Here is a 26,174-nt window from a genome sequence, read left to right as displayed (position 1 = left end):
CCCATGGACCCGATGACCATGGGCGCCCTCATCAACGGCGGCACCCAAGTGCTCGGCAAGGCGCTCACGACGCCACCTACCGGGCCTTCCGAATCGCACCTGACGGGAACCTACGACTTCGAGGCCGATCACTCGGGCTGGAATGTCAATTTCGGCGGCGGGACCATCGACAGCACGTCGACAAAGACCAAGACCGAAAGCAACCCGATCAGCGCGGACGGCATGGCCTCGGGCCTGGGCCTGGGCGGCGACTGGCAAACCATGGCCTTGATGGGCCTGGCTCTGGTGGCGGTATGGGCCATCGTGCGGCGCTGACCAGAGCCAGCGTGGAACAGGCGGCGGAAGCCTTCAAGGCTTGCGCAGGCCTGGACCCGCAGGGCAGGGCCACGCCAATGAGTGCGGCGCTCGCGGGTGAGTCCTTCAAGGTCGAGACAGATTCCGGCGCGTGCATCTACACGCTGAGCGCCAGGGCGGCGGGCCGTTGCTGGATACACGCGGCAGCCGGCACCGGCCAGGGCATGACCGAGGCGGGCTTGTCCGTCATTGAGGCGCAAGCGCGGGCCGTGGGCTGCGCAAGCGTTGCGTTTCAGACCATGAGGCGCGGGCTCGTTCATAAGGCGTTAGCCCTGGGATACAGCATCGCCGGCAGCGTCGGCCGTGGGTTCATTCTGGAAAAGCAGATCGCATGAAAGCACTGTTCAAATTCTTCATACCGGCGCTGGCCTTCCGGCTGAGCTTCGGAGGCGACTCGGGCGGGACGAACTCTTCGTCATCCACCCAAAACACCAGCACGGCGCTGGATAACCGCCTGGTGCTGGGGGATGGAAGCCTGGGCGCCACGGGCGGCAGCTCCATTGCCATCACCGACACGCGGGACCAATCGGTCAACGTGAACGACAGCCGCAACCTGTCAACCATGATGGACTTGACGGTTAACGACAGCAGCAACCGCTCGTCGTCGTCGTCTTCGGATTCGTCGGTCAAGTACACCGACAACAGCAACCGATCGGTCAACCAGTTCGACCCTGGCGCGCTGCGCGCCATGGAAACCGCGATCACGGCCAACACCAAGACCACGGACCGGGCGTTTAGCTTCGGCTCTGAAGCCTTCGGCTTTGCTGCCACGGCCAACAAAGACGCGCTCGGGTTCGCTCGTTCGTCGGCGAGCGAACTGGCTGACGCCCAGCGCGAATCGCAGGACAAAGCCTTTGCGTTTGCAGAGAAGTCAAACGCCACGGTCGGAGCCGGCTTCTCGCAGTTGCTATCGCTGGGTAAATCCATGTTCGACAGCAACATAAAGGCCGTTGAGAACGTCGGCGCCTTGACCACCGAGGCTTACCGCAGCGCGACCACCGAGAAGAGCGGCAGCCTCGATAACAAGACCATCACCATCCTGGGCCTGGCGGCGGCTGCGGCCTTCGCGCTCATGGCCTGGAAGAAGTAAAGGCACGCGATGTACTTCAACGAGAACATGGGGGCCGGCGCCGCTGGCGCCAAGGAAATAAACGAGGCCGGTGACTTCCTGCGGGTCCTGTCCAGCGCGGCCGAGGATGTGGCGCTCAAGTTCTACTTTCAGGGCCGCGAAGTCGCCGACGTGCAAAACGTCGGCGCCGGGTACAGCGAGTCGCTGAAGTTTGATCGCGTGCGAATCACCAGCGTGGCGGGCGGCGTGGTCTCCATCGTCACGCGCATGGGCGGCCAGGTCAGCTACGACCGCGCAGTTGGCGCCGTGAACATCACCGGCACCGTGACCGTGAAAAACGAGAACGGCGGCTTCAGTCAGACGCTGGGCAACGTGACCGGCGCATCCGGCCAGCTGCTGGCGGCCAATGCGAACCGCCGCTATCTGCTGATCCAGAACAACGATGCGGGCGTGACCATCTATCTGCGCCTGGACGGCACGGCCGCGACCGTGGCGAACGGCGTGAAGCTCCCGCCCGGTCAATCCCTGGAGATCCAGGGCCGAGCGCCTACGGGGCAAATCAATGTGATCGGCAGCGGCGCAACGACGGCCGTTGCCGTGCTGGAGGGCTGACGCATGGGCATTGGTGCAAGCAGCGGCTTCAAGGTGCAATCTGGCCTGGTGGACGTTGACCAGGCGGGGTTGACCGCAGGAACTGAACCTGAGGGCCATTACATCGACGTGACAGTCGCGGCCGTCAATACGGCCAAGGCGGTGATTCTTTTGAATGGTGTGGTGGGTGACGATGCGTCAGCCACAACGACAGCAAACACAGCGGGCCGCGTGGGCCGATTCAACACAAGCGCCAGCCTGCCGAAGGCCTACTTTGTGAACGCCACGACGATGCGGATTTTCTCGGGCACCTTGAACACGTACAAGCGAATGGTTGTGCGCTGGCAGATCCAGGAGAGCAACTGATGCGATACGCACAGATCAACGGCGCCGGCATCTGCGTTGGCGTGTCTGAATTGGGCGGCAAGGTGGACAGCCCGACCATGATCGAACTCGCACCAGGCGCGGCACCTATCGGCAAGCGCTGGGACGGTGCGGCCTTCGTTGCAGTCGCTGCGGTTCCTCCCAGCGATGCCGAGGCGGCGAGCGTCGAGCTAGAACAGATCGACCGAGACACCGGCATGAGCCGCACGGCTCGCGAGGTGTTTATCGCCATCGCAAAGAAGGTCGGCGCCGACGTGGCCTATCTGGAGGGCAAGGAAACGGCCGCCAAGGCTGCGCGCACGCGGCGAGGGGGCTGACGGGTGCGCGGCTCTGTACTGATCGGTGCTGCCGGCCTGCTGGCCGTGGGCGCGTGGGTCATGTACCGGCAGCGACAAGAAGAGGCGGCGCCGGATGCGGCGCCGGCAGATGGTGGCGGCTGGCTTGAGTCGGCCGCAGATGTGGGAGACACGATTGTGAGCAAGACGGTGAACCTTTTGCAGCTCTGGCGGGCGCCTGAACGCTACGCAGGCTTGATCGCGCAGGCCGAGCAGGACAACGGCCTGCCGGCGCTGATGCTCGAGCGCCTGCTGTACCAAGAGAGCCGGTACAGAGAAGACATCATCAGCGGCGCCACGCGCAGCCCTGCCGGCGCGCTGGGAATCGCCCAGTTCATGCCCGCCACGGCGCGGGATATGGGCATCGACCCGCTGAACCCGGCCCAGGCAATCCCGGCCGCTGCGCGCTACCTGCGAAGCCTGTTCAACCGCTTCGGCAATTGGTCGGAAGCGCTGGCCGCCTACAACTGGGGAATGGGCAATGTGTCGCGCAAGGGCCTGGAGGCGGCGCCACGCGAAACCCGCAACTACTTCGGGCAAATCCTCGCGGACGTGAACAGCACGGCCGGCACCGACTACGCATGAAAGGCGTGACCATGAAGAAAACAGAACTCATCGTCCTGGGCCTGGCCGCCGTGGCTGTCTGGATGATCGTCAAGGCATCGGGCGGCACCGCCAAAACGGCGGCCGGCGTGCGCGCTGGCGGCGGCCGGGTCAACCCGTCCGACAACCCCAACTGGGACCCGACGAAGGTCTATTTCTGACCATGGCGCGCATTCCACCCGTCTACCTGGCAGCCGGCGGCGCAGTCGTCCTGGCGCTCGCCTGGGTGGCCTACAAGGGCGGCTTCAAGGGAGCCGGCGCGGCCATTGGCGGCGCGGCCGTTGACCTGGTGGACGGCACCGTATCAGGTGGCGCCATCGCCATCGGAAAGGCCGTTGGCATCCCTGAAACCAATCTCACCGAGTGCGAGAAGGCGAAGGCCGAGGGCCGCACCTGGGACGCATCCTTTGCCTGTCCGGCAAAGGACTTTCTTTCCTACCTCTGGAGCTGAACCATGAAGCAATTTTTGAAGCGCCTGCGCGAGCCCAGCACCTGGGCCGGTATCTCGGCCCTCGGCCTGATCTTCGGTTTGCCGCCTGGCACCGTTGACCTGGCCGGCCAGGTCATTGCCGGCGTGGCCGGCCTGGTGGCCGTCCTGGCGCCCGAGAAGGCGCAGAGCTGATGCCTGACTGGCTGCTGCAACTGCTGCCACAGGCGGCGCTCGCTGCCAGCGTCTATGCCGGCATTCGGGCCGACCTGGCGCGGCTCAATGAACGGGCATCGCATGCGCTGGAGAGCGCCCGCGCAGCACACGCACGAATCGACAACCTGAAAGGCTGAAGCCATGGCAAAGAAGCGCAAGAGCAAGACCCCAGCACGAGCAAAGAACGGCCGCTTCAAGCGCCGTTGAGCATCGGCCTGCGCCGCAAGAGCTGCGCGGGCGTGTCGGCATTGAACGCGGGAGCGTTGGCCGAACCGAACTCACCAATTGCCGCGAGCCGAGCCAGCTCGCGGCGCAACTGCGCAACCTCGCGGGCCAGCGCTGCGGCCATGGCCGCAGCGTGCTGTGCTTCGTTCACGGCCTGCGCGTTGACGCTGGAAAGCCCCCAGGTCGAGCAGAAGAACAAGGCCAGCATGGCGGCGCGTGGCGCATGCTCGGCCTGAATCCAGCGCCTGGCGGTTCGTTCTGTAACGCCTAGCGCACGGGCGATGCACCGTGGCGGCGGGTTCCCAAGATCGGCGAGAAGTGTGACCAGATCGGGCAAGGATTGGCGGTTTAAGCTGGCTATCAATTCGGACTCCCTGGGGCAACTTGGTTTTTTGCTTATTGCCTGACTTGGGAGTTTCGTAGTAGCCGCTAACATGGAAGACCATACACTGCCTACCTTTTCACGACAATGTGTATTATGTCAACTGCCAAATGGGCCTACATGGCACGGCTCTTGGCACGAATCCTGGCCCGTTTGCAATACGCAAGACGTACACCTAAGGCAGCGCGCCTGGCTTGACGAAGGTATTCGCCATGCCCCACAAATTGCCTAGCCCGACCTGTACGCCCGACTTCTGCCAGATCCTGGACGACCTCGGCCAGCCCTCAAACGCCGCGATCGCCAAGGCGCTCGGGATTTCCGTCCGCACCGTGCAGACCTACCGCCGCGAAAATTTCGCGCCGCGCCCCGTATTGCTCGCGCTGTTCTGGCTCACACGCTGGGGCCGATCCGCGGCCAATGCCGACGCCGAAAATCAGGCGAAGATGATGTACAGCCAGGCCATGGCCGAGAAGTCAGAGAACCGCCGTCTACGCGCCCAGCTCGCGCAGCTGGCCCGAATCGCCGACTTCGGATGCGCCAACGACGCAGGACCGGCGATCCCTTCGGGCCGGGCTCTATGGCTTCGCCACCAAGCTCCTCGAGGATCTCGGCCCGTCCGGGTAACGATCCCTATCGCACCAGCTGCCACCGCCTCACGGTAAACCCGGCCTGGCTGCAATGCCCGCGCCAGTCGCAGGCTTTGTGTCACGGTCATCGCCGGGCGCCAGGCCTGGACAGCCTCAAAAGGGCTCAGCCACCGCAACACCCTGAAAACACCCCCATCGTCCCCATGCAGAGCGAGGGGCGCGATGGGGGTGTTTTTTAATCGGGTGTAGCGGCAGCTGCGCCCTTTTGTACGTTAGCGCGACGCCCCCACCCCCCGCCCGCCCCAAGGCGGGAGCGAGGAAGCATCTTCTGAAGGTATCCCATCCCGGGCGCCTCACTTCAGGAGATTCGCACATGAACACCGCTACTCATGCAGTCGCCGACCTCGCCGCCGTCAAGCTGGTTCCGCTTTCCCTCATCACCACCCACGAACAGATTCGCACGCGAAACGGGTTCGACAAAGAGAGCCTGCGCCAGCTGGCCGAATCGATCCAGCAATATGGCGTCTTGCAGCCTATCGTGATCCGCCGCGATCCCGAAGCCGATGAAGGCTTCATCGTCTTGTATGGTCACCGCCGCACCGCAGCCGCTCGCCTGGCAAAGCTGGAGCGCATCCCGGCAATGATCGTCGACCAGGAGCCCGTCGCCATCACTGAGGTGCAGCTGGCCGAGAACCTGCAACGCGAAGGCTTGAACCTGGCCGACACCGCAGACGGCGTGCGCAAGCTGTTCAACGTTTACAAGAAGCCCGCCGAGGTCGCGAAGCGCGTGAACAAGTCGCCGGCATGGGTGAGCAAACACCTTGCATTGACAAGCCCGAGTTTTGACAGCCGCGTCCGCACGCTGATCGACAGCGATGCCGTGAACGATGTCGAAATTCTGCATACGCTCAATCAGATTGCCAAGAGCAAGAACGAAGACGCGCCGCGAGTGCTTAACGCCCTCCTCACCCGCGCCATGAATGAGCAGCTGGCCCGCGCAGACGTTCGCGCTTCGCTTGCGAAACTGAAGGCGGATCCGGTGGACGAAGCCGCCGCAGAACAGGCAGACGACGAAGGCACCGACGAAAGCGAAGAACAGACCGAATTGTTCAATAAGGTGCAGCTTGACCTATCGCCGGAACAGTTCCGCAAGCTGCAAGCACTCGGCGGACACGACTGGATCCGCGAACAGATCGACGGCGCCGAGGTCTGACATGCCGATTACGCTCATCACCGGCCTGCCAGGCCACGGCAAGACCTTGTATGCGCTCGCCCGGTGGAAAGACTCGGCCATCAAGGAAGGACGGCCGGTCTTTCACAACAGCATTCGCGGCCTGAATATCCCCGGATGGCAAGAGTGGCCGGCCGAGGATTGGGAAAAGCTCCCAGCTGGCGCAATCATGGTCATCGACGAGTGCCAGAAACCGTTTCCGGTTCGTGGCCGAGGCGAGCCGCCGCCACATATCAACAACCTAGCAACCCATCGCCACCTGGGGCTGGATTTCGTCGTCATCACGCAAAACCCGATGCTGATGGACAGCTTTGTCCGGCGTCTGGTGGACCGGCATTTTCACGTAGTGCGCAAGTTCGGCACGCACAGAGCGACGATCCATGAATTCCCGAACGGCGTAAAAGAGAACGTCGCATCGAGCCGCGATGGATCGATCCGCCATGAGTGGAAGTATCCGAAAGACGTTTTTGACCTGTACCAGTCGGCAGAGCTTCACACGGTGAAACGGCGCATTCCCATGCGCGTTTGGATCCTGCTAGCCCTGCCTGTAGTTCTAGCCGCACTTGTCTGGTTTGCGTACCACCGGATGAAGCCAGAAAACGTACAAGCGCGGATGGATGCACAGGCAGGCATAACTGCCGACCAACGCCAATCCATGGGAGGCAATAACCAGCGGCCAGCCCAGCGCGAGACACTAACGCCGGTTCAATATGCGCAGGCCCACACGCCCCGCGTTGACGGCCTGCCCCACACCGCGCCAATTTACGACGAAGTGACGAAACCGACGCAGGCGCCCTACCCTGCGGCCTGCATTGCCAACAAAGACAAGTGCAGGTGCTACAGCCAGCAGGGAACGGCGCTAGAAATGGTGGAGGACCTGTGTAGGCGCATTGCTGATGGCGGGTTCTTCATCGCCTGGCAGCAGCAGGCAGTGCACGCCGTGCCGACACACAACGAGCGAAAGGTCGAGTAGTTTCGCAAGCGAAACCGCCCCGCCCTATTTCACCTTGAAGCGCTTCAGGCTGCCACCCGTTAGGCCGTTGATGGTCAGCCGTGCCACTAGCGCGCTAGTAAGAATCGAGATGCACACCCCGACCTTACAGGCGCTTGCGGCTGCCACGGTCTGGGCGTGCTGCGCCGAAATCTGCGAAATGACGTAATCGCGTGCCCAGGTGATCGAGGTATCGACCCCCGAGAAAACGGCATAACCGATGCCAAGGGACACCAGCACCTTACCGACGAGCGTACCTAGAACCTGAATCAGACCACCCCAAAGGGCCGCGATAAGTAGTGCTGGCATATCAGTTCCTAAAGACGATGAAGGCAGCCGCAAGCATGCAGACGGACACCATCAAATTACCGATTAGTTGCAGCTTGTCGCAGTGCTGGGACCATGGAATTACCCAGCTTCTGCCAGCGTAGGAAATAGACACATCCGAGGGACAGCCGCCACCCAGGCGGTTTGTTTGATCAATGGCAGACGCGAACGACATAGACGTAACTTCACCTTCTGCGCCTGGATGCCCTGGGGGTTGAGCCTGGCCGGCATTTGCGACGGCGCTATCCCATGCGCCTTTCATGCCCGGGTCTTGCTTCGCCCATTCGCAGTTGTTCCGGTGCACTTCGCGAGCGAGCGCGCATTGCACGCCGTCCCCGTTACAGGTGAAGCCACCCGCACAATTACCGCCAAAAGCGGATTCTTTGCAGATGCTCAGAGTCGGATTCTCCTGACAGAAGGACTTCTGATCCTTGGTTTCCGTCTTGGTGCCGACTGTGTTTCCACTCGCGTCTTTGTACGTGGTCGTCGTCGTGCAACTGGTGCCCGTGCACTCGGTTGTTTTGTTCTCGGACTTGATCGACCCCGAGCCATCATTGGCCGGCGTGGTGCCACTCGCAGCCGTGCTAGGCCCTTCGACCTTGGTTCCAGAACAGGCCACACAAACATTTGTGCCGTTAACTGAGCCCGGACATTGATTCGCCGGACACGCAACGGGCGCAGGATTGAGATTATTCAAATCCCCCGTGTCGTAAGCCGGTGCCGTTGCCGACTTAGCGCCGCCGCAGGTCTTCCCGGTAGACACAAACGGCCACGTAGCCCATATCTTGCCGTCCGCGCCAGCCTTCCAGCTTGACGGCTTGTTCTCGCAGCCCTGATCGCATTGCAGATCGCCAGCATTTGGCACGAGTTGGTCCGGCTGAGTGACAGCCGAGTACGTGCCAGGCGCCGCGCATGTGTAAGGCACGCACTTACCGGGGTTTGCGGGGTCAGGCTTCTGCCCAAGATCGCACTGACATTTGTCCGTGGTCCCGGCGATAAGTGACGAGCCCGAAACGCAACTCGTTGCCGTCGTCGCTAGCACGTCCACATGCCCAAACTGCGCCACGTCTGCCGGCTGCGGCTGGCACGTCCCAGGCGTGGCATACGTCCGATTGGCGTAAATGAAATGCCTGAAATTTCCAGGCGTGCTAAGGGCGTCGACGTGATGAATGAAGGCCACATGCGTGACAGCCCGCGTGCAGCCGTTAATGTAGACGGAGCCCGTCCAAGTCCAATTAGCAAGACACGCGGCCGTCGCACCGGCAGACGAAGAAGAGGTTACGTCGGCAACGCTCGACGAACTGCACTTACCTACATACGTCGTCACGGTTTCACGCGAAGCAAGCCCTATGGCATAGGCCGGCGAGCAAAGCGCCACCAGCGCAAACGCTAGAAGCGCCCACACCATGACACAAGCGACTAATCGCGAAGCACGATCCATAGACCCCCCAGCAGCGCGACACATACCCAAATTCCCATGACTTGCCTCTTTTGCAATGCGCACGTTTCGCATGCGAATTGGAAAAGGCCCCGAAGGGCCGGACCAGCTGCGCTTACAGGGCGCGGCGGATCCACTTGACCAGCTTGATGCCGACCATCACAACGAACACCGCGCCACCCACAGCCGCGATTTCAGTACCCGCGCCAGTGATGGCGGTCAGGTCCGTTGCAGCTTGCGAAGCGCCAGCGGCAACCAGGGCACCAGCGGCAACCAGGCCGCGAACGAGGTTCTTGTTCATCTTCAATCTCCGCGCCGAAAAGGTATGGACGAATCGAGCCGTATCGGCGTCGAGCCCGATTCGTAAATTCACGATGACTTCACAACCCAGTCGCCGTTGTGATCGACAACCCACGTTCTGCCGTCGTCATCTTCAAACGTTGGATTGGGATTCCCACCCACTTCTTCAGCAGGCTCCGTATCCCCCCATTCGTCCGGAGGCGGCCCCTCACCTGAAGCATCCCCGTGCAAATCTGTAGCCGTGTAGTCCCATCCGTAGCCCAACACATCGCGCAGCCAACGGTTAATGGCCAACGTGACATGAACAACAAACACAGCCGCACCAACCGCCGCAACCGTCACACCAGCCCCTTGAATCAAAGTGATATCAGCCACGATTACTCCAACGAGTTGTCACTGAGAACAGAGCGAATAGCCTTGAGCGCCCACGCCAGGCACCACACGGAAGCCACGGCAGAGCTAACAAGCAAGCCATCTTCCGTCGTCATCACAAACGGGTTAGGCGGGACATCGTTAGGCTCTAACACGGTCAAGCCCGCACAAGTCTCACCAGCCGCAAGCCGATAAGGCGCACCCCCGCCGCTAGGGTCACAAACGAACCCAGGTTCACACATGACTTCAGACGGCGGCGGTGGGATGCAAATCATGGCGACGACCTACCTACCGCGTCAGAAAAACGCAGGGAAGAAGCACCAGAACGGTTCCGAGTACCACAGAGCAAACGGCCACATATCAAACCCCTCACAGTGCGACAAGAAACGCGTTTACTGGTGCACTAGCCAGCAAGGCGCAAAGAACCATTGCCTAACGCTAGGTTTCCATGTCCAAATCGACATAGAACGCCTGCCCAGGGTCGCAGTGATCCTGCATAAGCTGATCTACCTCTTCCAGGTCGGACGCGACCCCGTGACGGATTGCGACGGCAAGGCTAGGCGTCCAATTCACGCCCCCGGTTCGTTCGTCCCAGTGCAGGAACTCAAACGTGTAGCCGCTCTGAATGAGGTAGCGCGCCATGGGGAAGCCTTAGGACTTCTTTGCCGGTTCCAACGGCTTGATGGCGTGAATCACCGTCTTCGTGGCCTTGCCACTGGTGACGATTTCGCAGTCGGCCATGGCGACGAACGGGAACGGCAGATGCTTGTATTTCGCCAGTTCATCGCTGGTGCCGATGTTGAATTCCGAGGTCGCCTGACCAACGGACATGCCCTTGCTGTTGTCAAGGTCGGTCAGCGCATAAACCTTGGTGCTGTCATACGCCTGGCCGTTTTCCATCGTGCCTTTGTTGGCCTTCATGCCGACGACGGTGATCTGCGATTGAAACTTCATGTCGATTCCTTTTGTTTCGCTTGCGAAACTACACAGCCCCACTCAACGACGGCGACGAAGCGGGGGCCATTGCTTCGGCGACTTTTTCGAATGCAGACCGGAGAGCGTCCGTCTTGATGCCGCGCAAGCGCTTAGGCATCCGATGACCCTCTTGGTCAAGAATCTGGCCGAGCAGATCACCGCCCAGGCTCAGAGCAACTGAGAGAGCCGGCGCAGCCGTGCGCTTGATCCAGCGCGCAACGCGAAGCACTGCGGCCTCTTCTGTTTTGTCAGCGACTTCCGGGACTGTCGGGATCCGGCAGGCGTTGGCGTTGACGCGTAACTGTTCAAGCATGTCCGCGCAGAACTCATACGCTCCTGCGAAGAAGTCAGACGGACGGGTCAACACATCAAGATCGATAATTCGATGGTTGTCCCGAAACTCGACCTCATACCGAATCCACGGGTCGTCCGCTTCCGGGCCGAGCTTTTCATCGCCCTTTTCATAGGCGCGCATCATCTTGCCGGTTTGGCGTGAGCCAACCTCAAACGTGCGCGAGTGCCCGAGGGTCCAGCTTCCAATCTCACGCTGACCAGGCCGCTTGCCCCGAACGTCGAAATCGCCGGCCAGGTAGGCCATGCGAACCTCATCGATGCACCGACCCTCGAACACATCAAGCGCCAGGTCAACCCGCGTTATGTTGCCGTCATTGGCAACGAGGAACTCCCGCAAGCCGTCAAGGCGATCCACCGGCACATGCAGCATTGCAGAGCCGAACAAGTTCACGTGAACCGTGCCGGATTGCGTCGTCGCCTTGCCGCCAGCCAGCACAAAGCCGACCGTTTCGCCAGCGAACACGAGAGGCGCACGGGCAGAGTAGAAGTCCATGCCCTTTTCCAGCGCTTCGCCTGGCTCAATGCCACAGTCCAGCAAACTGGCTATCAGCCGCGCCCCTGCTTCCGCAACCTTGTGAGCCGAGGTGTACTCTGCGCACTCAACCCCTGCCGCCATGCGAACCACATCGCGGGCGGACTGCTCAAGGAGGTCAAGCGCCGTCAGGTCCACCAGCGCAGGCTCACGCTTGACGATGGCATCGAGCGGAACCGTGAACCGGAGCCAGTCGATATGCACCATCCAACCCGTTTTGGCCTGGCGCTGTTCCAGCGTCCATTTCAGGTGCCTTCCGGCAAGGACCGGGCGGGCTTCTGTCCTCATGCCCCTGCCCCGATTGTTGTCCCCGTGTTACCGAGGGGGACAGCGCGAGACGCGCCAGGCGCGGCGCAAGCGCCCGCGGCTGGCGCGTCAGGCGCACAGCTGCACCCTTCGCCGCCGCAGATGCGTACGTTCGCAGCTGGGGCCGAGCAAAGCCCCAAGCTCGACTTGATCCGAAACCAGTCTTGGCCCTGCTGAGCCGGGATGGCCTCAATCGCAACGCCACAGAGAACAGCGCCCCGCTTACGAAACTGAACATAGACCGTGCGGATACCACCGTCCAATGGCTCACCCAGGCGTGCAGTCAGCCAATCCCTATAGGTAGGCGCGTCGCTAACCGGTATGCTTTGCGCGCTCATCACTGACCACCCACCATGAAGCTGATATTTTTTGCAGCCGTCCTGCTCGCCGTGGCAGCCCTTGCGTTCCTCGTGACGGCCAAGCTCCGAACGAATGAAGCAGGCGGCAAGGCCACCGGAACTCTGTTCGCAAAGCGACCGCTAACGGAGCGAGAGCAGGCAATGTTCTTCAGGCTTTCGCAAGCGATGCCCGACACATTGGTCTTGGCACAGGTGGCGTTCTCGGCTCTGCTCGACACAAAGGACCGCCCTACCCGAGCAACGTTCGACCGAAAAGTCGCTGACTTCGTCGTGTGCTCCAAAGCCTTCGAGGTGCTGGCCGTCGTTGAGCTGGACGACAGCTCACACAAGAACCGGGCGGCCGCCGATGCAGCGCGAGACACATTGCTCGCCAAGGCCGGATATCGAGTGCTGCGCTTCAAAAACGTGCCCGACACGGCAGACGTGCTGAAGGCGTTTGCATCCTCACCAGGTTGATGTACATTGCGGCGCATGTTGACCTTAGGTGCTCGTGCACCGGAGGTGCACACAATGTGGCGAACTATGACGACCGGAGGTGCACATGTCATCCGTAGAAACCCTTATCGCAGCCGCTGAAGAAAAGTTCGGCAGCAGGCGAAAGCTGGCTGATGCCATCAGCGAGAACCATTCGTTTCTCGGCCGCATCGCACGAGGTGAAAAGCAGCTCAGCCCAAACATCGCCGCCAAACTGGCCGAGGTCGCCGGCCTGGACCCGCGAGAAGCAGCGCTAGCCGCCATCGTTTCGCAGGAAAAAGACCCGGCAGAGCGTGAGCGCATGGCCCGACTCTTCGGCATGCCTGCAAAGGTCGCGGCTTGCGTAGTGGCCGCCCTAATTGCTTTCCCAAGCAACGAGGCAGCCGCAAATCCTAACAGTTATGTGACGGACCGTGTGTGTATTATGTAAACAAGCGAATTCGTACAGCAAATCCTGTCATCAATGATTCCCCCCCTAGGACCAATCACTCGAACTTTGGAGCCGGCGGCATTCGGTGGCGGAGGCTATTCCCGCGATGACCTCATCCGATTGATCGGATCGATCACCCGGAAGTCGATCGGGCGTTGGCCTTCTTCGCCGAACGGCGTGTGCAGCCGCATCGGCAGCTTGACACGGCCCGGCACCGCCTGACCGGCGAGTTGCTGAGGCTCGAACAGCCAGGTCTTGGCACTGTCCAGCGCCCACTTGCGCACGGGCTCGGGCATGGGCACCGGCGCCTCGATCGAGGGATCGCAATGGCCTTGCGTATCGATGTCGCAGACCACCATGAACTGGTGGTCGTAGGCCCGGGCCGCGGACAGCGCGCGCGGCAGATCCTGCAGCACCTGGCGCACAAGCAAAGGTGCAAAGCGAAGCTGCTTGATGGTGAGCTGGCCGGCGCCGTCGTCCTTGCGCTGAATCTCCACTTCCACCATGGCGCCGGTGCGCCAATCAACGGCCTGCTCGCCGATCACAGGCGGCTGCAGCTTCACGTTGAGCAAGCGCTGCTGAAGAACTTCGATGAAACCGGCAGGCACCTGCCCGTCGATATTGCGAAACTCCACCACTCGGGCCTGCCCGGTCAGATCAAAGTGCATCACGGCTCGCAACCAGACGCGCCGGTCGGCTTCGGCCGAAGCCACCGGTCGCCGATCGCCCGCGTCGAAGGCCTTTACCGGGGCCGGCTGCCCCAGCCCCAAGCAGATCAGGCTCAGCCATGCGCAGAGCCGCGTTGGCACGCCGATGACTCGTTGGTCCATGCTTGCTTTCTCCCTGATCGATGCATTGTCGAACCTGCCCAGTTTAGCCACGCAAGCCCCTGTCTTTGGTCACTTTTGCGAGGGGCCGCTATGCTCACGCGCCGCCCGTTTCTTTCCACACTTTTCCAACCACGAAAGAGCTGTCTCATGATCACTTTCGCTGTCCAGTCCGCGCCGCGCCACCCGCGCCTGAGCCTGCTGGCCGCCGCCCTGACCCTGGGCTTGAACCTCGGCGCCAACGCGCAAAATGCCCAGACCACCGCACCAGCCGCAGATGCGGCCTCGGCCGCCAGCGCCGCCAAGAAGCCGGCCTGGAGCGTCAACAACCCGCCCGGCCCGAGCAAGACCGTCAACATCGATGTGCGCACGGGCAGCTGGATGAGCGTGGACGTGAGCCCGGACGGCAAGACCGTGGTGTTCGACCTGCTGGGCGACCTCTACACCCTGCCCATTGGCGGCGGCGAGGCCAAGGCCTTGACGCATTCGATGGCCTGGGAGCACCAGGCCCGCTGGTCGCCAGACGGCAAGCAGATCGCTTTCCTGAGCGACGCGGGCGGTGGCGACAACGTCTGGCTGATGAACGCCGACGGCACCGGCGCGAAGGCCGTGACCAAGGAAGATTTCCGGCTGTTGAACAACCCCGTCTGGCATCCGAACGGCAAGTACCTGCTGGCTCGCAAGCATTACACCGGCACCCGCTCGGCCGGCTCCGGCGAGATCTGGATGTACCACGTGGATGGCGGCAAGGGCGTGCAGCTGAATGAGAAGCCGAACTGGCAGAAGGACCTGGGCGAGCCGGCCATCTCGCCCGACGGCAAGTACCTCTACTACTCGAACGACGCCACACCGGGCCGCGTGTTCGAGTACAACAAGGACAGCAATGCCGAGATCTTCAAGATCTTCCGCCAGGACCTGCGGGACGGCTCCACCGAAGCATTTGTGCAGGGCGCCGGTGGCGCGGTTCGCCCGACGCCCTCTCCCGATGGCAAGTATCTGGCCTTTGTGCGCCGTGTTCGCAACCAGAGCACCCTCTTCCTGAAGGACCTGCAGACCGGCCGCGAGTTCGCCGCCTGGGGCCACCTGGAACGCGACCTGCAGGAAGCCTGGTCGGTCTACGGCGTGTACCCGTCGTTCGCCTGGACGCCGGACGCCAAGAACATCGTCGTCTGGGCGCAAGGCAAGCTCTGGCGAGTCGATCCGTTCAAGGGTTCGGCCAGCGAGATCGCTTTCCACGTGAAGGACACGCGTGAGGTGCGCGAGGCCGTGCGCGTGCCGCAGGTGGTGGCGCCGGACGAGTTCGAGGTCAAGCAACTCCGCTGGGTCAGCGTTTCGCCAGACGGCAAAAACGTCGTCTATTCGGCGATGGGCCACCTCTACATCAAGGACCTGGCGGGCAACACGCAGCCACGCCGCCTGACCAAGCAGGCTGAGGCCTTCGAGTTCTATCCGAGCTTCTCGCGCGACAGCAAGGAGCTGGTGTTCGTGACCTGGAACGACGAGAAGCTGGGCAGCGTGCGCAAGCTCGACATCGCCAGCGGCCGCGAAACCGTGCTGACCACCGCGCTGGGCAAGTACCTGTCGCCGCGCTTCTCGCCGGATGGCAAGAGCGTGGTGTTCAGCAAGTCGCGCGGTGGCTACCTGACGACACCCTGGCATGGCCTGGAAACCGGCATCTTCATCGTCTCGGCCGACGGCAAGGGCACGCCCAAGCTCGTGACCAAGAGCGGCGACACGCCGCAGTTCGGTGCCAGCAACGAGCAGCTCTTCGTCAACCGCAGCCAGTCGACCAGCGAGGTGGACAGCGTCCGCAAGCTGGTCCGCATCGACCTGAACGACCGCAGCGAAATCGAGATCGCCCGCAACGACAACGGCGCCGACTATGCGGTCTCGCCGGATGGCCAGTGGCTCGGATTCACCGAGCGCTTCCACGCCTACGTGACACCCCTGCCCCAGACCGGCAAGGCCATCACCGTCGGCCCCAGGATGGACGCGCTGCCCGTGCGCCAGCTGGACGTGAACGCGGCTGACGGCATGCACTGGTCGGGCGACAGCCAGAAGCTGCATTTTTCGATGGGCAATGAGCTGTTCACCACGCCGCTGTCGGCAGCATTCGCTGTGGGCGCCGACGGCAAGGCCAGCTACAAGGCCAGCGAGAACGGCGTGAAGATCGGCTTCATGCAGGCGACCGACAAGCCGAGCGGCAAGATCGCCATCACCGGCGCACGCATTGCCACGATGCGCGGCAACGAGGTGATCGAAGACGGCGTGATCGTCATCGACGGCAACCGCATCGCCGCTGTCGGCCGGGCGGGCCAGGTCGCCGTGCCGGCCGGCGCCAAGACCGTGGACGCCAAAGGCAAGACCATCGTGCCGGGCTTCATCGACGCGCACTGGCATGGTGGCATGGGCGAGAGCGCGCTGATCCCGCAGCAGAGCTGGGTCAACTACGCCTCGCTCGCCTTCGGCCTGACGACGATCCACGACCCCAGCAACAGCAGCGGCGAGATCTTCACGCAGTCGGAGATGCAGCGCGCCGGCCTGGTGGTCGGCCCGCGCATCTATTCGACCGGCACCATCCTCTACGGCGCCAAGACATCCTTCACCGCGGTCATCAACAACTACGACGACGCGCTGACGCACCTCAAGCGCATGAAGGCCAATGGCGCCATCAGCGTGAAGAGCTACCAGCAGCCGCGCCGCGAGCAGCGCCAGCAGGTGATCGAGGCCGCGCGCCAGACCGGCATGATGGTGGTGCCCGAAGGCGGCTCGATGTTCCAGCTCAATATGAGCATGGTGGTTGACGGGCATACCGGCGTCGAACATGCCTTGCCGATTGCCAAGGTCTACGACGACGTGAAGCAGTTCTGGAGCCAGACGCAGGTCGGCTACACGCCAACGCTGAACGTGGCCTACGGCGGCCTGGACGGCGAGCACTACTGGTACTCGCGCACCGAGGTCTGGAAGCATCCGCTGCTGACCAAGTACGTGCCGCGCAGCGTGCTGGAACCGCGCAGCATCCGCCGCGTCACTGCACCCGAGGAAGACTTCAACGTCATCCAGGTGGCCAAGACGGCGACCGAGCTGCAGCGCACCGGTGTGCAGACCAATATCGGTGCCCACGGCCAGCGCGAAGGCCTCGGCGCGCACTGGGAAATGTGGATGTTCGGCCTCGGCGGCATGAACTCGCTGGAAGCGCTGCGCAGCGCCACCATCAACCCGGCGCGCTACCTCGGCCTGGACAAGGACATCGGCTCGCTGGAGGCCGGCAAGCTGGCTGACCTGGTGATCATCGAGGGCGATGTGCTCAAGGACATCCGCCAGAGCGACCGCATCAGCCACGTGATGATCAACGGCCGCCTGTACGAGGCTGGCACGATGAATGAAGTGGTCTCGCGCAACAAGCCGCGCAAGCCCTTCTTCTTCGACGGCGCTGATGCCAAGGGCATGCCGGTGGACCTGGAGCTGACTGGTCACGGTCACGGCAGCCACGGCGACTGAGTTCGGCGCGAGAGAAAAAACAGGGCGGGGCCTTGCGGCGCCCGCCCTGTCAACTTCTTCGTCGTCAATTCATCAAGATCAGCCGATGCGCACCGGCAAGAAGATCTTCTCGCGGCCCCGCTGAACCAGTAGCGCGACGGACTTGCCTGAATCGGCCACGGCCGCCCTCACCTGCTCCACGCTGGTGACCGGGCTGCCATTCACGGCCAGCAGCACGTCGCCGGCCCGAACGCCGGCCATGGCGGCCGGGCCCGCAGCATCCTGCACCAGCAGGCCATCGCGGGCACCGCTCTGGCGGCGCTCAGCCGGCTGCAAGGGCCGCAGGGCCAGGCCCAGCTTGCCTTGCGGCGCGCCGGCCTCGTCGTCCTCACCCTCGGCAAGCTGCTCACCCTTGGCGTTGGCATCACCCAGCTTGGCCGAGATGCTCTCGCGCTTGCCCTTGCGCCAGACTTCCAGCTTCACCTGCTCGCCCGGCACCCTTTGGCCAAGCATGGCCGGCAGATCGCTGCTCGCAACGATGGGCTGCTCGTCGAGCTTCAGGATCACATCACCCGAGCGCAGGCCGGCCTTCGAGGCCGGACCGCCCTCCTCCACCGAGGCGACCAGCGCGCCCTCGGGCTTGTCGAGCTTGAAGGAATCAGCAAAGCCCTGGTTCACGTCCTGGATCACCACGCCCAGCCGCGCATGCTGCGGCTTGCCGCCCTTCTCGATCTGCTGCTGAACGCGCTTGGCCACTTCGATCGGAATGGCGAAGGACAGGCCCTGGTAGCCACCATTCTGGCTGTAGATCTGCGAGTTGATGCCCACGACCTCGCCGCGCGTGTTGAACAGTGGGCCACCGGAATTTCCGGGGTTGATCGCCACATCGGTCTGGATGAAGGGCACAAAGCTTTCCTGCGGCAGGGCACGGCCCTTGGCGCTCACCACGCCAGCGCTGACGCTGTTCTCGAAGCCGAAGGGCGAGCCGATGGCCAGCACCCATTCGCCCACGCGCAGGTCCTTGGTGGCGCCTAGCTGGACCACGGGCAGGTTCTTGGCCTCGATCTTCAACACGGCCACGTCGGTCTTGGGGTCGGTGCCCAACACCTTGGCGCGGAACTCGCGGCGGTCGGTCAGCTTGACGCTCACCTCCTGCGCGTCGCGCACCACGTGCGCATTGGTCAGGATCACGCCGTCGTCGCTGATGATGAAGCCTGAGCCCTGGCCGCGCATCGGCATCTGGCGCTGGCCTGGCTGGTTCGGGATCTGGAAGCGGCGGAAGAACTCGCTGAACGGATCGTCCTCGTCGAACTGCGGTTGCTGTTGACGGCGGTTTGCTGTCGCCTTGACCGCGCCGGTCACACTGATGTTGACGACGGCAGCGCCCTGCTTGGCCGCGATGGCTGCAAAGTCGGGCAGGGTCACGAGATTGCCCTGCACCGCCGTTGCTGGCGCAGCTGCTGCAACAGGCGTTGCCACGGCCGCTGCGACCACCGCGGGTGCGGCCGCAGCGCTTGTCTTCAAGCCGGCTGCAGCGCTTTGCATGACCAGCGCTCCCGAACCCAGGCCCAGCACACCACCGGCGGCCAGGGCCCAGACCAGGCGCTTGGCCGGAATCAGTCGTTGACTCTTGTTCATGGCAATCCTCTCTGGAAGAAAGTGAAGGGATGCCGTGAACTTTGAAGCTCAAGACTTAGGCGTGTCTTAAATCGGCCAGTGGCATGCGCAAGCAAACGTCCAGGCCACCGAGCCGCGGCGACGACGACAGCGAGAGCCGGGCGCCGTGCCGCTCGGCAATGGCACGAACAATGGCCAGCCCGAGGCCTGCGCCGCCGGCCTGCGCCTGACCCTGGCCGCGATAAAAGCGGTCGAACACGCGCTCACGCTCCCCGGGCGATATTCCAGGGCCGCTGTCCTCCACGCAAAGCACGGCTTGCCGGCCTTCGAGCCGCAAGCTCAGGTCGACCCTGGAGCCAGGCGGGCTGTACTTGATTGCGTTGTCCAACAGGTTGCGCACCAGGATGCGCAATGCTTCGGGCTGGCCTTGCACTGTTGCAAGCTCGCTGGCGGCCAATCCGATGTCGATGCTGCGCAATTGCGCGGCCTGGCTGGCTTCGACCACGGCATCGCGACACAGGGCTTCCAGGTCAACAGCCTTCATGAGCTGCGGCTCGCGCCCCTCGGCGCGCGCCAGCAGCATCAGTTGTTCGATCAAGTGACTGGCACGCTCGATGCCGGCCGACAAGCGTTGCGTGGCAAGTTCACGATCCGCGACTGACTCGGCCCGTTGCAAGCCCTGAAGTTGCAGCTTCAAGGCGGCCAGGGGCGAGCGCAACTCGTGCGCAGCATCGGCCACGAAATGCTCTTGCGCCTCGAAGGCGCCGCGCACCCGCTCAAGGAGCGAATTCATCTCGCGCACCAGCGGCTGCACCTCGGCCGGCAGCTCTTGTTCAGGCAATGGCGATAGCTCCTCCACCTTGCGCGCAGCCAACTGCGAGCGCACCCGCGCCACCGGCACCAGGGAGCTGCTGACCACCCACCAGACCACGAGCGCGAGGATGGGCAGCATCATCGCAATCGGCGCCACGGTGCGCAGTGCCAGCTGGCTGGCCATGCGTCGACGCACCGAAAGGTCTTGCGCGACTTGCACGACCTGGTAGCGCGTCTGCATCGAGAACACGCGGTAGCGCTTGCCGCGCGACTCGACCTCGGAGAAGCCCAGCACCGCGCGCGCCGGCAGCCCGTCTTCACCTGGCGAGCGGAACAGCGGTGCGCCGTCCAAACCCCAGACCTGGACCAGGAAGTCGAAGCTGCGGTCTTCGCCCACCGGCACGCTCAAGGTGCCGCTGGCTGACGCACCGCCAAGGTTGCCGCGCAGCGAGAAGGCCATCTGCTGCATCTGGTAGTCGAAGATTTCATCGGTCTCGGCCAGGGCATTGCGGTAGGCGCTCAGGCCTTGCAGCAAGGCGGCCACCGACAGCAGGACGATCAGCGACACGATCAGTCGGTAGCGCAAGGAGCGCGGCATCAGGCCCCAGTCGAGCAGTTTGTTCATTCGCGCGGCACCCGGTAGCCCACGCCACGCACGTTTTCGATCAGGCCGGCGCCCAGCTTCTTGCGGATGCCATGGATGTAGACCTCGACCGCGTTGCTGGAGATCTCGTCCTTCCAGCTGTAGAGCTTTTCTTCAAGCTGCTGGCGCGAGAGCACGAGGCCCGGCCGTGCCAGCAGCGGCTCCAGCACCGCCCATTCGCGAGCCGACAGCGTCACTGGCCTGCCCTCAGCCAGCACTTCGCGGCTGACCGGGTTGATGCTGACGCCCTTGTGGCTGTAGACCGGCTCGGCCCGACCACTTGCACGGCGCAGCAAGGCGCGGATGCGCGCAAGCAGCTCGTCCAGGTCAAAAGGCTTGAGCACGTAGTCGTCGGCGCCCGCGTCAAGGCCGGCGATGCGCTGTTCCACCGCATCGCGGGCCGTCATGATCAGCACCGGCATCGCCTGCTTGCGGGCCCGCAGCGAGCGCAGCACGCTCATGCCGTCCTTGCGCGGCAGGCCCAGGTCGAGCAGCACCAGGTCGTAGGCCTGCGCCTGCAGGGCGGCATCGGCCAGCTCGCCGTCGCGAACCCAGTCGACCGCATAGTCTTCGGCGCGCAGCAGGTCCAGCAGCTGCTCGCCGATCATTGAATCGTCCTCGACCAGAAGAATGCGCATGTTTGGGAGGCAATTCTGCATGGCCGCCTTAGGTGAGGCTTAAAACCGTGGCTACAATCCCGCCCGTCAGGAGAGAGTTTTCTAGCGAGAACCGCCGAAGGCGCAGAAGCACTGGTTGATCCCACGCTTCAAACGCTCAGGCAAAAGGACTGACAAGACGCTCCGACCGGGGCGTTCCTCACTGGAGAGAGGCGGGTCATCGAATCCGTCCACTGAAGGGGCAAGTTGCCGGCGAGACGCTGGCGGCGAATCTCTCAAGTACCAAGGACAGCGAGGGCATCAACACCCACCTTCCGTCATCTGATGGGGTGGGCCAGACGACTGCCCTCGAAAGCCTCTCCGCCATGTCCGCCGAACTGCTCAAGACCCCCCTGCACGCCCTCCACATCGAACTTGGCGCCAAGATGGTGCCCTTCGGCGGCTACGACATGCCCGTGCAATACCCGATGGGTGTGATGGGCGAGCACAAGCACACGCGCGCCTCGGCCGGACTGTTCGATGTCTCCCACATGGGCCAACTGCGCCTCGTGGGCGCTGGCGCCGCCGCCGCGATGGAGACCATCGTGCCGGTGGACGTGATCGATCTGGGCGTGTTCAAGCAGCGCTACGCCCTGTTCACGAATGAGCAAGGCGCCATCCTGGACGACCTGATGATCTGCCGCCGCCCGGACGACCTGTTCGTGGTCGTCAACGCCGGCTGCAAAGTGCAGGACATCGCCCACATGCAAGCCACGATTGGCAGCAAGTGCGAAGTCATTCCCATGCCCGAACAGGCACTGCTGGCGCTGCAAGGCCCGCAGGCTGTGACCGCCCTCTCCCGCCTGAACGCGGATGTGGCCAAGCTGACCTTCATGACCGGCGGCTTTTTCGAGCTCGACGGCATCCCCACCTTCCTGACCCGCTCCGGCTACACCGGCGAAGACGGCTTCGAGATCTCGGTCCATCAAGACCAGGCCGTGGCCCTGGCCCGCAAGCTGCTGGCCCAGCCGGAAGTCGCCCCCATCGGCCTCGGCGCCCGCGATTCGCTGCGCCTGGAAGCGGGTCTGTGCCTCTACGGCCATGACATCGACACCACGACCACACCGGTCGAAGCCTCGCTGACCTGGGCGATCCAGAAAGTGCGCCGCGCCGGCAGCGCCCGTGCCGGCGGCTACCCCGGCGCTGCCGTCATCGACCAGCAGTTGGCCAGCGGCGCTTCGCGCAAGCGCGTAGGCCTGGTCGGCAGTGAGCGCATGCCGGTGCGCGAAGGCGCCAGAATTGTTGACGAAGCCGGCATCGAGATCGGCGTCGTCACCAGCGGCACCCTGGGCCCTACGGTCAACAAGCCGGTGGCGCTGGCCTATCTGAACATTGCTCACGCTGCACTGGGCACGCAAGTCTTTGCCGTGGTCCGCGACAAGCGCACGCCGATGACGGTTTCCAGCACGCCTTTCACGCCCAACGGTTATTACCGCGGTTGATTCGCGGTTGATTCAGAACTCTTTCCCTTTTCCTCATCCGACCAACACGGAGCACTCCATGAGCATCAAGTACACGCCCGACCACGAGTGGGTCAAGATCGAAGCCGACGGCATCGTCACCGTGGGCATCACGGTCCACGCGCAGGATGCGCTGGGCGACGTGGTCTTCGTCGACCTGCCCGAAGTCGGCAAGGCCTTTGCCGAGAAGGAAGTGGCCGGCGTGGTCGAGTCCGTGAAGGCCGCCGCCGACGTCTACATGCCGGTCGACGGCGAGATCACCGAAGTGAACGAAGGCCTGCGCGACGACCCTTCGCTGGCCAACAGCGACCCGCTGAACGCCGGCTGGTTCTTCAAGGTCAAGCTCAGCAATCCGGCCCAGCTGGACGGCCTGATGGACGGGACCGCCTACGACGAGCTGGTCAAGAACAGCTGATCGGCTGATTGTTTTGAAGCGGGCACTGGGTGCCCGCTGTTTTATCGCCCGGGCATCCGGGCCACCCCAGATTTCGCGTCCGCCGGCCACGAGCCGGTCGACGCACAAGGATTGTTGCCATGCTGATGTCCGCCCTGAAGCCGCTCGCCGAGCTCGAGAACGCCGCCGAATTCCAAGCCCGCCACATCGGCCCCGATGCCGCTGATGAAGCCGCGATGCTGTCCGTCATCGGCGCTGCTTCGCGTCGCGCGTTGATCGAATCCATCGTGCCCGCCAGCATCAAGCGCTCGCGCGGCATGGACCTGCTGCCCGTGGCTTCGGAAGCCCAGGCGCTGGCCGAAATGAAGGCCGTGGCTGCGCAGAACAAGGTGCTCAAGAGCTACATCGGCCAGGGCTACTACGACACGCTGACGCCTGGCGTCATCCTGCGCAACATCCTCGAGAACCCCGCCTGGTACACCGCCTACACGCCCTACCAGGCCGAAATCTCGCAAGGCCGCATGGAGGCACTGGTCAACTTCCAGACCATGGTCTGCGACCTGACCGGCATGGCCATCGCCAACTCCTCGATGCTGGACGAGGCGACGTCCGCCGCCGAGGCCATGACGCTGGCGGCCCGCGTGGGCAAGAGCAAGAGCCAGGTCTTCTTCGTGGCCGACGACGTGCTGCCGCAGACGCTGGAAGTGGTGAACACCCGCGCCAAGCCGCTGGGCATCACGGTGCAGGTCGGCCCGGCTGCTGACGCTGGCAAGACCGAGTGCTTCGCGGCGCTGGTGCAGTACCCGGCCGTGAGCGGCGAGATCCGCTCGCTGCAGCCCATTGCCGATGCAGTGCACGCCCAAGGCGGCCTCCTGATCGCCGCCTGCGACCTGCTGGCCCTGACACTGCTTAAGTCGCCCGCCGAGCAAGGCGCCGACATCGCCGTGGGCACGACCCAGCGTTTCGGCATGCCTATGTGCAATGGCGGCCCGCACGCCGCCTTCATGGCCTGCAAGGACGAGTACAAGCGCAACCTGCCCGGCCGCCTGGTCGGCGTCTCGGTGGACGTACACGGCCACCCGGCCTACCGCCTGGCGCTCCAGACGCGCGAGCAGCACATCCGCCGCGAAAAGGCCACCTCGAACATCTGTACCGCCCAGGTGCTGCCGGCCGTTGTCGCCAGCATGTACGCGGTCTATCACGGCCCGCAAGGCCTCAAGCGCATCGCCCAGCGCGTGGCCAGCTACACGGCTGTGCTGGCTGAGGCCCTGGGCGACCGCAAGGGCAATGGCTTTGCCTTCGACACGCTGACCATCAACACCGGCGACAAGACTGACAGCATCCTGGCCGCCGCTTTGAAGGCCGGCATGAACTTCCGCCGCGCCTCCGGCACCAGCGTCTCGATCTCGCTGGACGAGACCACGACGCGCGCTGACCTGGCAGCCATCCTGACTGCCTTCGGCAAGTCGCTGGACCTGTCCAAGTTCGAGAAGGGCGTCGCTTCCCTGGTCCCGGCCGAGCTGGTCCGCACGAGCGAGTACCTGACGCATCCGGTCTTCAACACGCACCACTCGGAAACCGAGATGCTGCGCTACATCCGCGCGCTGTCCGACAAGGACCTGGCGCTGGACCGCACGATGATCCCGCTGGGTTCGTGCACCATGAAGTTGAACGCCACCAGCGAGATGATCCCCATCACCTGGCCCGAGTTCGCGAACATCCACCCCTTCGCACCGCACGACCAACTGAAGGGTTATGCGCTCCTGAACGAGCAGCTGACGGCCTGGCTGTGCCAGGCCACCGGCTATGCCGGCATCTCGCTGCAGCCGAACGCTGGCTCGCAGGGCGAGTACGCCGGCCTGCTGGCGATCAAGGCCTTCCATGAGGCGCGCAACGAAGGCCATCGCAAGATCTGCCTGATCCCCGAGTCGGCTCACGGCACCAACCCCGCATCGGCCCAGATGGTGGGCATGCAGGTCGTGGTCACCAAGTGCGACAAGGAAGGCAACATCGACCTCGTGGACCTGAAGGCCAAGTGCGAGCAGCACAGCGCCAATCTGGCCGCGATCATGATCACCTACCCCTCCACCTACGGTGTGTTCGACACGCATGTGAAGGAAATCTGCGCCCTGGTGCGCTCGCATGGCGGCCGTGTGTACGTGGACGGCGCCAACATGAACGCCCTGGTGGGCGTGGCGGCACCGGGTGAGTTCGGCGGCGATGTGAGCCACCTGAACCTGCACAAGACTTTCTGCATCCCCCACGGCGGTGGCGGCCCCGGTGTCGGCCCGGTCTGCGTGGTCGCCGACCTCGTGCCCTACTTGCCCACGCACCGCTCGGCTGGCTACGTGAGCGATACCGCCATCGGCGCTGTGTCTGCCGCGCCGCTGGGCAATGCCGCCGTGCTGCCGATCTCGTGGATGTATGTCCGCATGATGGGCGCGGAAGGCCTGACCGCCGCGACCGAAGTGGCCATCCTGGCCGCCAACTATGTGGCCGCCCGCCTGGCTGATGCCTACGACATCCACTTCAGCGGCAATATCGCCGGCGTGAAGGGCGGTGGCGTGGCGCACGAGTGCATCCTGGACATCCGCCCGCTGAAAGACGCGACCGGTGTGGGCGCCGAAGACGTGGCCAAGCGCCTGATCGACTATGGCTTCCATGCACCGACCCTGTCCTTCCCGGTGGCCGGCACGCTGATGGTCGAGCCGACCGAGAGCGAATCCAAGTACGAGCTGGACCGTTTCTGCGACGCGATGCTGGCCATCCGCGCCGAGATCGCACAAGTTGAAGCCGGCACCTGGACGGCCACGGACAACCCGCTGGTCAATGCGCCGCACACGGCCGAAAGCCTGATGAAGGCCGAATGGGCCCATGGCTACAGCCGCGAAGTCGCAGCCTATCCGGTGGCCACACTGCGCCGCCAGAAGTACTGGGTGCCGGTCGGCCGCGTGGACAACGTCTACGGCGACCGCAACCTGGTCTGCTCCTGCCCGCCGATCTCCTCGTACGAGTAAGTTGG

The 26,174-nt window shown here is 63.6% G+C and carries 32 protein-coding genes and 2 riboswitches; of the genes, 20 read left to right on the top strand and 12 right to left on the bottom strand.

Annotated elements, in window-relative coordinates:
- Nucleotides 1–3 precede the first annotated feature (3 nt).
- The 11 genes from V3596_RS05975 to V3596_RS05925 are packed head-to-tail and all read left to right on the top strand — an operon-like array spanning nt 4 to nt 4,116.
- Complete coding sequence (locus tag V3596_RS05975; RefSeq protein WP_334276771.1) at nt 4–315, top strand: hypothetical protein; 312 nt, start codon at nt 4–6, stop codon at nt 313–315.
- Nucleotides 294–689, top strand: a complete 396-nt coding sequence (locus V3596_RS05970) for a hypothetical protein (RefSeq protein WP_334276770.1) — start codon at nt 294–296, stop codon at nt 687–689. Before V3596_RS05975 ends, V3596_RS05970 begins: the two co-directional genes overlap by 22 nt.
- Complete coding sequence (locus tag V3596_RS05965) at nt 686–1,444, top strand: hypothetical protein (RefSeq protein WP_334276769.1); 759 nt, start codon at nt 686–688, stop codon at nt 1,442–1,444. The genes V3596_RS05970 and V3596_RS05965 overlap by 4 nt, the downstream gene beginning before the upstream one ends.
- A 9-nt stretch (nt 1,445–1,453) precedes the next feature.
- Nucleotides 1,454–2,035: a hypothetical protein gene (locus tag V3596_RS05960; protein WP_334276768.1), complete on the top strand. Its 582-nt coding sequence runs from the start codon at nt 1,454–1,456 to the stop codon at nt 2,033–2,035.
- A gap of 3 nt (nt 2,036–2,038) precedes the next feature.
- The gene (locus tag V3596_RS05955) at nt 2,039–2,380 is read left to right on the top strand and encodes a hypothetical protein (RefSeq protein WP_334276766.1); all 342 of its coding nucleotides are present in this window, start codon (nt 2,039–2,041) and stop codon (nt 2,378–2,380) included.
- Nucleotides 2,380–2,715, top strand: coding sequence for a hypothetical protein (locus tag V3596_RS05950; RefSeq protein ID WP_334276764.1), 336 nt, complete (start codon nt 2,380–2,382; stop codon nt 2,713–2,715). Before V3596_RS05955 ends, V3596_RS05950 begins: the two co-directional genes overlap by 1 nt.
- A 3-nt stretch (nt 2,716–2,718) precedes the next feature.
- On the top strand, nt 2,719–3,318 hold the full coding sequence (locus V3596_RS05945) for a lytic transglycosylase domain-containing protein (protein ID WP_334276762.1): 600 nt from the start codon (nt 2,719–2,721) through the stop codon (nt 3,316–3,318).
- Nucleotides 3,319–3,329: 11 nt separating this feature from the next.
- The gene (locus tag V3596_RS05940) at nt 3,330–3,497 is read left to right on the top strand and encodes a hypothetical protein (protein WP_334276761.1); all 168 of its coding nucleotides are present in this window, start codon (nt 3,330–3,332) and stop codon (nt 3,495–3,497) included.
- A 2-nt stretch (nt 3,498–3,499) separates the two neighbouring features.
- Nucleotides 3,500–3,787 (top strand): hypothetical protein, encoded by a 288-nt coding sequence (locus tag V3596_RS05935; protein WP_334276760.1) that lies wholly within the window; start codon nt 3,500–3,502, stop codon nt 3,785–3,787.
- A gap of 3 nt (nt 3,788–3,790) precedes the next feature.
- On the top strand, nt 3,791–3,958 hold the full coding sequence (locus tag V3596_RS05930) for a hypothetical protein (protein WP_334276759.1): 168 nt from the start codon (nt 3,791–3,793) through the stop codon (nt 3,956–3,958).
- Complete coding sequence (locus V3596_RS05925; protein ID WP_334276758.1) at nt 3,958–4,116, top strand: hypothetical protein; 159 nt, start codon at nt 3,958–3,960, stop codon at nt 4,114–4,116. The genes V3596_RS05930 and V3596_RS05925 overlap by 1 nt, the downstream gene beginning before the upstream one ends.
- A gap of 56 nt (nt 4,117–4,172) precedes the next feature.
- Here the strand turns inward: V3596_RS05925 and V3596_RS05920 are convergent, their stop codons facing one another.
- Nucleotides 4,173–4,412: a hypothetical protein gene (locus tag V3596_RS05920; protein WP_334276757.1), complete on the bottom strand. Its 240-nt coding sequence runs from the start codon at nt 4,410–4,412 to the stop codon at nt 4,173–4,175.
- A 386-nt stretch (nt 4,413–4,798) separates the two neighbouring features.
- Here V3596_RS05920 and V3596_RS05915 point away from each other — a divergent pair, with 386 nt between their 5' ends.
- The 3 genes from V3596_RS05915 (at nt 4,799) to V3596_RS05905 (ending at nt 7,377) form a co-directional block, all read left to right on the top strand.
- On the top strand, nt 4,799–5,248 hold the full coding sequence (locus tag V3596_RS05915; protein ID WP_334276756.1) for a hypothetical protein: 450 nt from the start codon (nt 4,799–4,801) through the stop codon (nt 5,246–5,248).
- A 298-nt stretch (nt 5,249–5,546) separates the two neighbouring features.
- Nucleotides 5,547–6,386, top strand: a complete 840-nt coding sequence (locus tag V3596_RS05910) for a ParB/RepB/Spo0J family partition protein (RefSeq protein WP_334276754.1) — start codon at nt 5,547–5,549, stop codon at nt 6,384–6,386.
- 1 nt (nt 6,387) lies between these two features.
- A complete protein-coding gene (locus V3596_RS05905) occupies nt 6,388–7,377 on the top strand; it encodes a zonular occludens toxin domain-containing protein (RefSeq protein WP_334276752.1) in 990 nt (329 codons plus the stop codon).
- A 24-nt stretch (nt 7,378–7,401) separates the two neighbouring features.
- On the opposite strand, the gene V3596_RS05900 is transcribed toward V3596_RS05905, so the two are convergent.
- The 7 genes from V3596_RS05900 to V3596_RS05875 all read right to left on the bottom strand — a co-directional run bounded on the left by V3596_RS05900 (nt 7,402) and on the right by V3596_RS05875 (nt 11,981).
- The gene (locus V3596_RS05900) at nt 7,402–7,704 is read right to left on the bottom strand and encodes a DUF2523 domain-containing protein (protein ID WP_334276750.1); all 303 of its coding nucleotides are present in this window, start codon (nt 7,702–7,704) and stop codon (nt 7,402–7,404) included.
- 1 nt (nt 7,705) lies between these two features.
- Complete coding sequence (locus V3596_RS21740) at nt 7,706–7,897, bottom strand: virulence factor TspB C-terminal domain-related protein (RefSeq protein ID WP_416383968.1); 192 nt, start codon at nt 7,895–7,897, stop codon at nt 7,706–7,708.
- 1,378 nt (nt 7,898–9,275) lie between these two features.
- A complete protein-coding gene (locus V3596_RS05895) occupies nt 9,276–9,461 on the bottom strand; it encodes a major capsid protein (protein WP_334276748.1) in 186 nt (61 codons plus the stop codon).
- Between the two features lie 68 nt (nt 9,462–9,529).
- Nucleotides 9,530–9,835: a hypothetical protein gene (locus V3596_RS05890; protein ID WP_334276747.1), complete on the bottom strand. Its 306-nt coding sequence runs from the start codon at nt 9,833–9,835 to the stop codon at nt 9,530–9,532.
- Nucleotides 9,836–10,270: 435 nt separating this feature from the next.
- On the bottom strand, nt 10,271–10,474 hold the full coding sequence (locus tag V3596_RS05885; RefSeq protein ID WP_334276746.1) for a hypothetical protein: 204 nt from the start codon (nt 10,472–10,474) through the stop codon (nt 10,271–10,273).
- Nucleotides 10,475–10,483: 9 nt separating this feature from the next.
- Nucleotides 10,484–10,786 carry a hypothetical protein gene (locus V3596_RS05880; RefSeq protein WP_334276745.1) on the bottom strand — a complete coding sequence of 101 codons (303 nt, stop codon included), beginning with the start codon at nt 10,784–10,786 and terminating at the stop codon, nt 10,484–10,486.
- 28 nt (nt 10,787–10,814) lie between these two features.
- Nucleotides 10,815–11,981 carry a replication initiation factor domain-containing protein gene (locus tag V3596_RS05875; protein WP_334276744.1) on the bottom strand — a complete coding sequence of 389 codons (1,167 nt, stop codon included), beginning with the start codon at nt 11,979–11,981 and terminating at the stop codon, nt 10,815–10,817.
- Nucleotides 11,982–12,352: 371 nt separating this feature from the next.
- Here V3596_RS05875 and V3596_RS05870 point away from each other — a divergent pair, with 371 nt between their 5' ends.
- Entirely contained in the window at nt 12,353–12,814 is a 462-nt protein-coding gene (locus tag V3596_RS05870) for a DUF2726 domain-containing protein (protein ID WP_334276742.1), read from the top strand.
- Nucleotides 12,815–12,899: 85 nt separating this feature from the next.
- Nucleotides 12,900–13,262, top strand: a complete 363-nt coding sequence (locus tag V3596_RS05865) for a hypothetical protein (RefSeq protein WP_334276740.1) — start codon at nt 12,900–12,902, stop codon at nt 13,260–13,262.
- Between the two features lie 95 nt (nt 13,263–13,357).
- Here the strand turns inward: V3596_RS05865 and V3596_RS05860 are convergent, their stop codons facing one another.
- On the bottom strand, nt 13,358–14,143 hold the full coding sequence (locus V3596_RS05860; protein ID WP_334276738.1) for a hypothetical protein: 786 nt from the start codon (nt 14,141–14,143) through the stop codon (nt 13,358–13,360).
- Between the two features lie 96 nt (nt 14,144–14,239).
- Between V3596_RS05860 and V3596_RS05855 the strand changes: the two genes are divergently transcribed.
- On the top strand, nt 14,240–17,590 hold the full coding sequence (locus tag V3596_RS05855) for an amidohydrolase family protein (RefSeq protein WP_334276737.1): 3,351 nt from the start codon (nt 14,240–14,242) through the stop codon (nt 17,588–17,590).
- 78 nt (nt 17,591–17,668) lie between these two features.
- Here V3596_RS05855 and V3596_RS05850 read toward each other — a convergent pair whose 3' ends face one another.
- Genes V3596_RS05850 through V3596_RS05840 form a run of 3 tightly spaced genes read right to left on the bottom strand, consistent with a single transcriptional unit; the run spans nt 17,669 to nt 21,280 of the window.
- Nucleotides 17,669–19,207 (bottom strand): Do family serine endopeptidase, encoded by a 1,539-nt coding sequence (locus V3596_RS05850; RefSeq protein WP_334276736.1) that lies wholly within the window; start codon nt 19,205–19,207, stop codon nt 17,669–17,671.
- A 55-nt stretch (nt 19,208–19,262) separates the two neighbouring features.
- Entirely contained in the window at nt 19,263–20,624 is a 1,362-nt protein-coding gene (locus tag V3596_RS05845; protein WP_334276734.1) for an ATP-binding protein, read from the bottom strand.
- Nucleotides 20,621–21,280 (bottom strand): response regulator transcription factor, encoded by a 660-nt coding sequence (locus tag V3596_RS05840; protein ID WP_334276733.1) that lies wholly within the window; start codon nt 21,278–21,280, stop codon nt 20,621–20,623. Before V3596_RS05840 ends, V3596_RS05845 begins: the two co-directional genes overlap by 4 nt.
- Nucleotides 21,281–21,337: 57 nt before the next feature.
- Nucleotides 21,338–21,442: riboswitch (glycine riboswitch) on the top strand.
- A gap of 9 nt (nt 21,443–21,451) precedes the next feature.
- A riboswitch (glycine riboswitch) is annotated at nt 21,452–21,561 on the top strand.
- A 63-nt stretch (nt 21,562–21,624) separates the two neighbouring features.
- Here V3596_RS05840 and gcvT point away from each other — a divergent pair.
- From gcvT to gcvP, 3 genes are all read left to right on the top strand, one after another.
- The gene (gcvT, locus tag V3596_RS05835; RefSeq protein ID WP_334276732.1) at nt 21,625–22,740 is read left to right on the top strand and encodes a glycine cleavage system aminomethyltransferase GcvT; all 1,116 of its coding nucleotides are present in this window, start codon (nt 21,625–21,627) and stop codon (nt 22,738–22,740) included.
- Nucleotides 22,741–22,798: 58 nt separating this feature from the next.
- On the top strand, nt 22,799–23,173 hold the full coding sequence (gene gcvH / locus V3596_RS05830) for a glycine cleavage system protein GcvH (protein ID WP_334276730.1): 375 nt from the start codon (nt 22,799–22,801) through the stop codon (nt 23,171–23,173).
- Between the two features lie 119 nt (nt 23,174–23,292).
- Complete coding sequence (gcvP, locus tag V3596_RS05825; protein WP_334276729.1) at nt 23,293–26,169, top strand: aminomethyl-transferring glycine dehydrogenase; 2,877 nt, start codon at nt 23,293–23,295, stop codon at nt 26,167–26,169.
- Nucleotides 26,170–26,174 lie beyond the last annotated feature (5 nt).

Origin of the sequence: Roseateles microcysteis (assembly GCF_036880965.1) — a bacterium.
GTDB lineage: Bacteria > Pseudomonadota > Gammaproteobacteria > Burkholderiales > Burkholderiaceae_C > JAUASW01.
The sequence above is the reverse complement of the archived record's forward strand: the minus strand, read 5'-3'. Positions and strand labels throughout refer to the sequence as shown.

What these genes read in the sequence shown, in the direction of transcription:
- V3596_RS05975 (WP_334276771.1), top strand. Translation starts at nt 4, where the DNA reads ATGGACCCGATGACCATGGGCGCCCTCATCAACGGCGGCACCCAAGTG.
- V3596_RS05970 (WP_334276770.1), top strand. Translation starts at nt 294, where the DNA reads ATGGGCCATCGTGCGGCGCTGACCAGAGCCAGCGTGGAACAGGCGGCG.
- V3596_RS05965 (WP_334276769.1), top strand. Translation starts at nt 686, where the DNA reads ATGAAAGCACTGTTCAAATTCTTCATACCGGCGCTGGCCTTCCGGCTG.
- V3596_RS05960 (WP_334276768.1), top strand. Translation starts at nt 1,454, where the DNA reads ATGTACTTCAACGAGAACATGGGGGCCGGCGCCGCTGGCGCCAAGGAA.
- V3596_RS05955 (WP_334276766.1), top strand. Translation starts at nt 2,039, where the DNA reads ATGGGCATTGGTGCAAGCAGCGGCTTCAAGGTGCAATCTGGCCTGGTG.
- V3596_RS05950 (WP_334276764.1), top strand. Translation starts at nt 2,380, where the DNA reads ATGCGATACGCACAGATCAACGGCGCCGGCATCTGCGTTGGCGTGTCT.
- V3596_RS05940 (WP_334276761.1), top strand. Translation starts at nt 3,330, where the DNA reads ATGAAGAAAACAGAACTCATCGTCCTGGGCCTGGCCGCCGTGGCTGTC.
- V3596_RS05935 (WP_334276760.1), top strand. Translation starts at nt 3,500, where the DNA reads ATGGCGCGCATTCCACCCGTCTACCTGGCAGCCGGCGGCGCAGTCGTC.
- V3596_RS05930 (WP_334276759.1), top strand. Translation starts at nt 3,791, where the DNA reads ATGAAGCAATTTTTGAAGCGCCTGCGCGAGCCCAGCACCTGGGCCGGT.
- V3596_RS05925 (WP_334276758.1), top strand. Translation starts at nt 3,958, where the DNA reads ATGCCTGACTGGCTGCTGCAACTGCTGCCACAGGCGGCGCTCGCTGCC.
- V3596_RS05920 (WP_334276757.1), bottom strand. Translation starts at nt 4,412, where the DNA reads ATGCTGGCCTTGTTCTTCTGCTCGACCTGGGGGCTTTCCAGCGTCAAC.
- V3596_RS05915 (WP_334276756.1), top strand. Translation starts at nt 4,799, where the DNA reads ATGCCCCACAAATTGCCTAGCCCGACCTGTACGCCCGACTTCTGCCAG.
- V3596_RS05910 (WP_334276754.1), top strand. Translation starts at nt 5,547, where the DNA reads ATGAACACCGCTACTCATGCAGTCGCCGACCTCGCCGCCGTCAAGCTG.
- V3596_RS05905 (WP_334276752.1), top strand. Translation starts at nt 6,388, where the DNA reads ATGCCGATTACGCTCATCACCGGCCTGCCAGGCCACGGCAAGACCTTG.
- V3596_RS05900 (WP_334276750.1), bottom strand. Translation starts at nt 7,704, where the DNA reads ATGCCAGCACTACTTATCGCGGCCCTTTGGGGTGGTCTGATTCAGGTT.
- V3596_RS21740 (WP_416383968.1), bottom strand. Translation starts at nt 7,897, where the DNA reads ATGTCGTTCGCGTCTGCCATTGATCAAACAAACCGCCTGGGTGGCGGC.
- V3596_RS05895 (WP_334276748.1), bottom strand. Translation starts at nt 9,461, where the DNA reads ATGAACAAGAACCTCGTTCGCGGCCTGGTTGCCGCTGGTGCCCTGGTT.
- V3596_RS05885 (WP_334276746.1), bottom strand. Translation starts at nt 10,474, where the DNA reads ATGGCGCGCTACCTCATTCAGAGCGGCTACACGTTTGAGTTCCTGCAC.
- V3596_RS05880 (WP_334276745.1), bottom strand. Translation starts at nt 10,786, where the DNA reads ATGAAGTTTCAATCGCAGATCACCGTCGTCGGCATGAAGGCCAACAAA.
- V3596_RS05875 (WP_334276744.1), bottom strand. Translation starts at nt 11,981, where the DNA reads ATGAGGACAGAAGCCCGCCCGGTCCTTGCCGGAAGGCACCTGAAATGG.
- V3596_RS05870 (WP_334276742.1), top strand. Translation starts at nt 12,353, where the DNA reads ATGAAGCTGATATTTTTTGCAGCCGTCCTGCTCGCCGTGGCAGCCCTT.
- V3596_RS05865 (WP_334276740.1), top strand. Translation starts at nt 12,900, where the DNA reads ATGTCATCCGTAGAAACCCTTATCGCAGCCGCTGAAGAAAAGTTCGGC.
- V3596_RS05855 (WP_334276737.1), top strand. Translation starts at nt 14,240, where the DNA reads ATGATCACTTTCGCTGTCCAGTCCGCGCCGCGCCACCCGCGCCTGAGC.
- V3596_RS05850 (WP_334276736.1), bottom strand. Translation starts at nt 19,207, where the DNA reads ATGAACAAGAGTCAACGACTGATTCCGGCCAAGCGCCTGGTCTGGGCC.
- V3596_RS05845 (WP_334276734.1), bottom strand. Translation starts at nt 20,624, where the DNA reads ATGAACAAACTGCTCGACTGGGGCCTGATGCCGCGCTCCTTGCGCTAC.
- V3596_RS05840 (WP_334276733.1), bottom strand. Translation starts at nt 21,280, where the DNA reads ATGCGCATTCTTCTGGTCGAGGACGATTCAATGATCGGCGAGCAGCTG.
- gcvT (WP_334276732.1), top strand. Translation starts at nt 21,625, where the DNA reads ATGTCCGCCGAACTGCTCAAGACCCCCCTGCACGCCCTCCACATCGAA.
- gcvH (WP_334276730.1), top strand. Translation starts at nt 22,799, where the DNA reads ATGAGCATCAAGTACACGCCCGACCACGAGTGGGTCAAGATCGAAGCC.
- gcvP (WP_334276729.1), top strand. Translation starts at nt 23,293, where the DNA reads ATGCTGATGTCCGCCCTGAAGCCGCTCGCCGAGCTCGAGAACGCCGCC.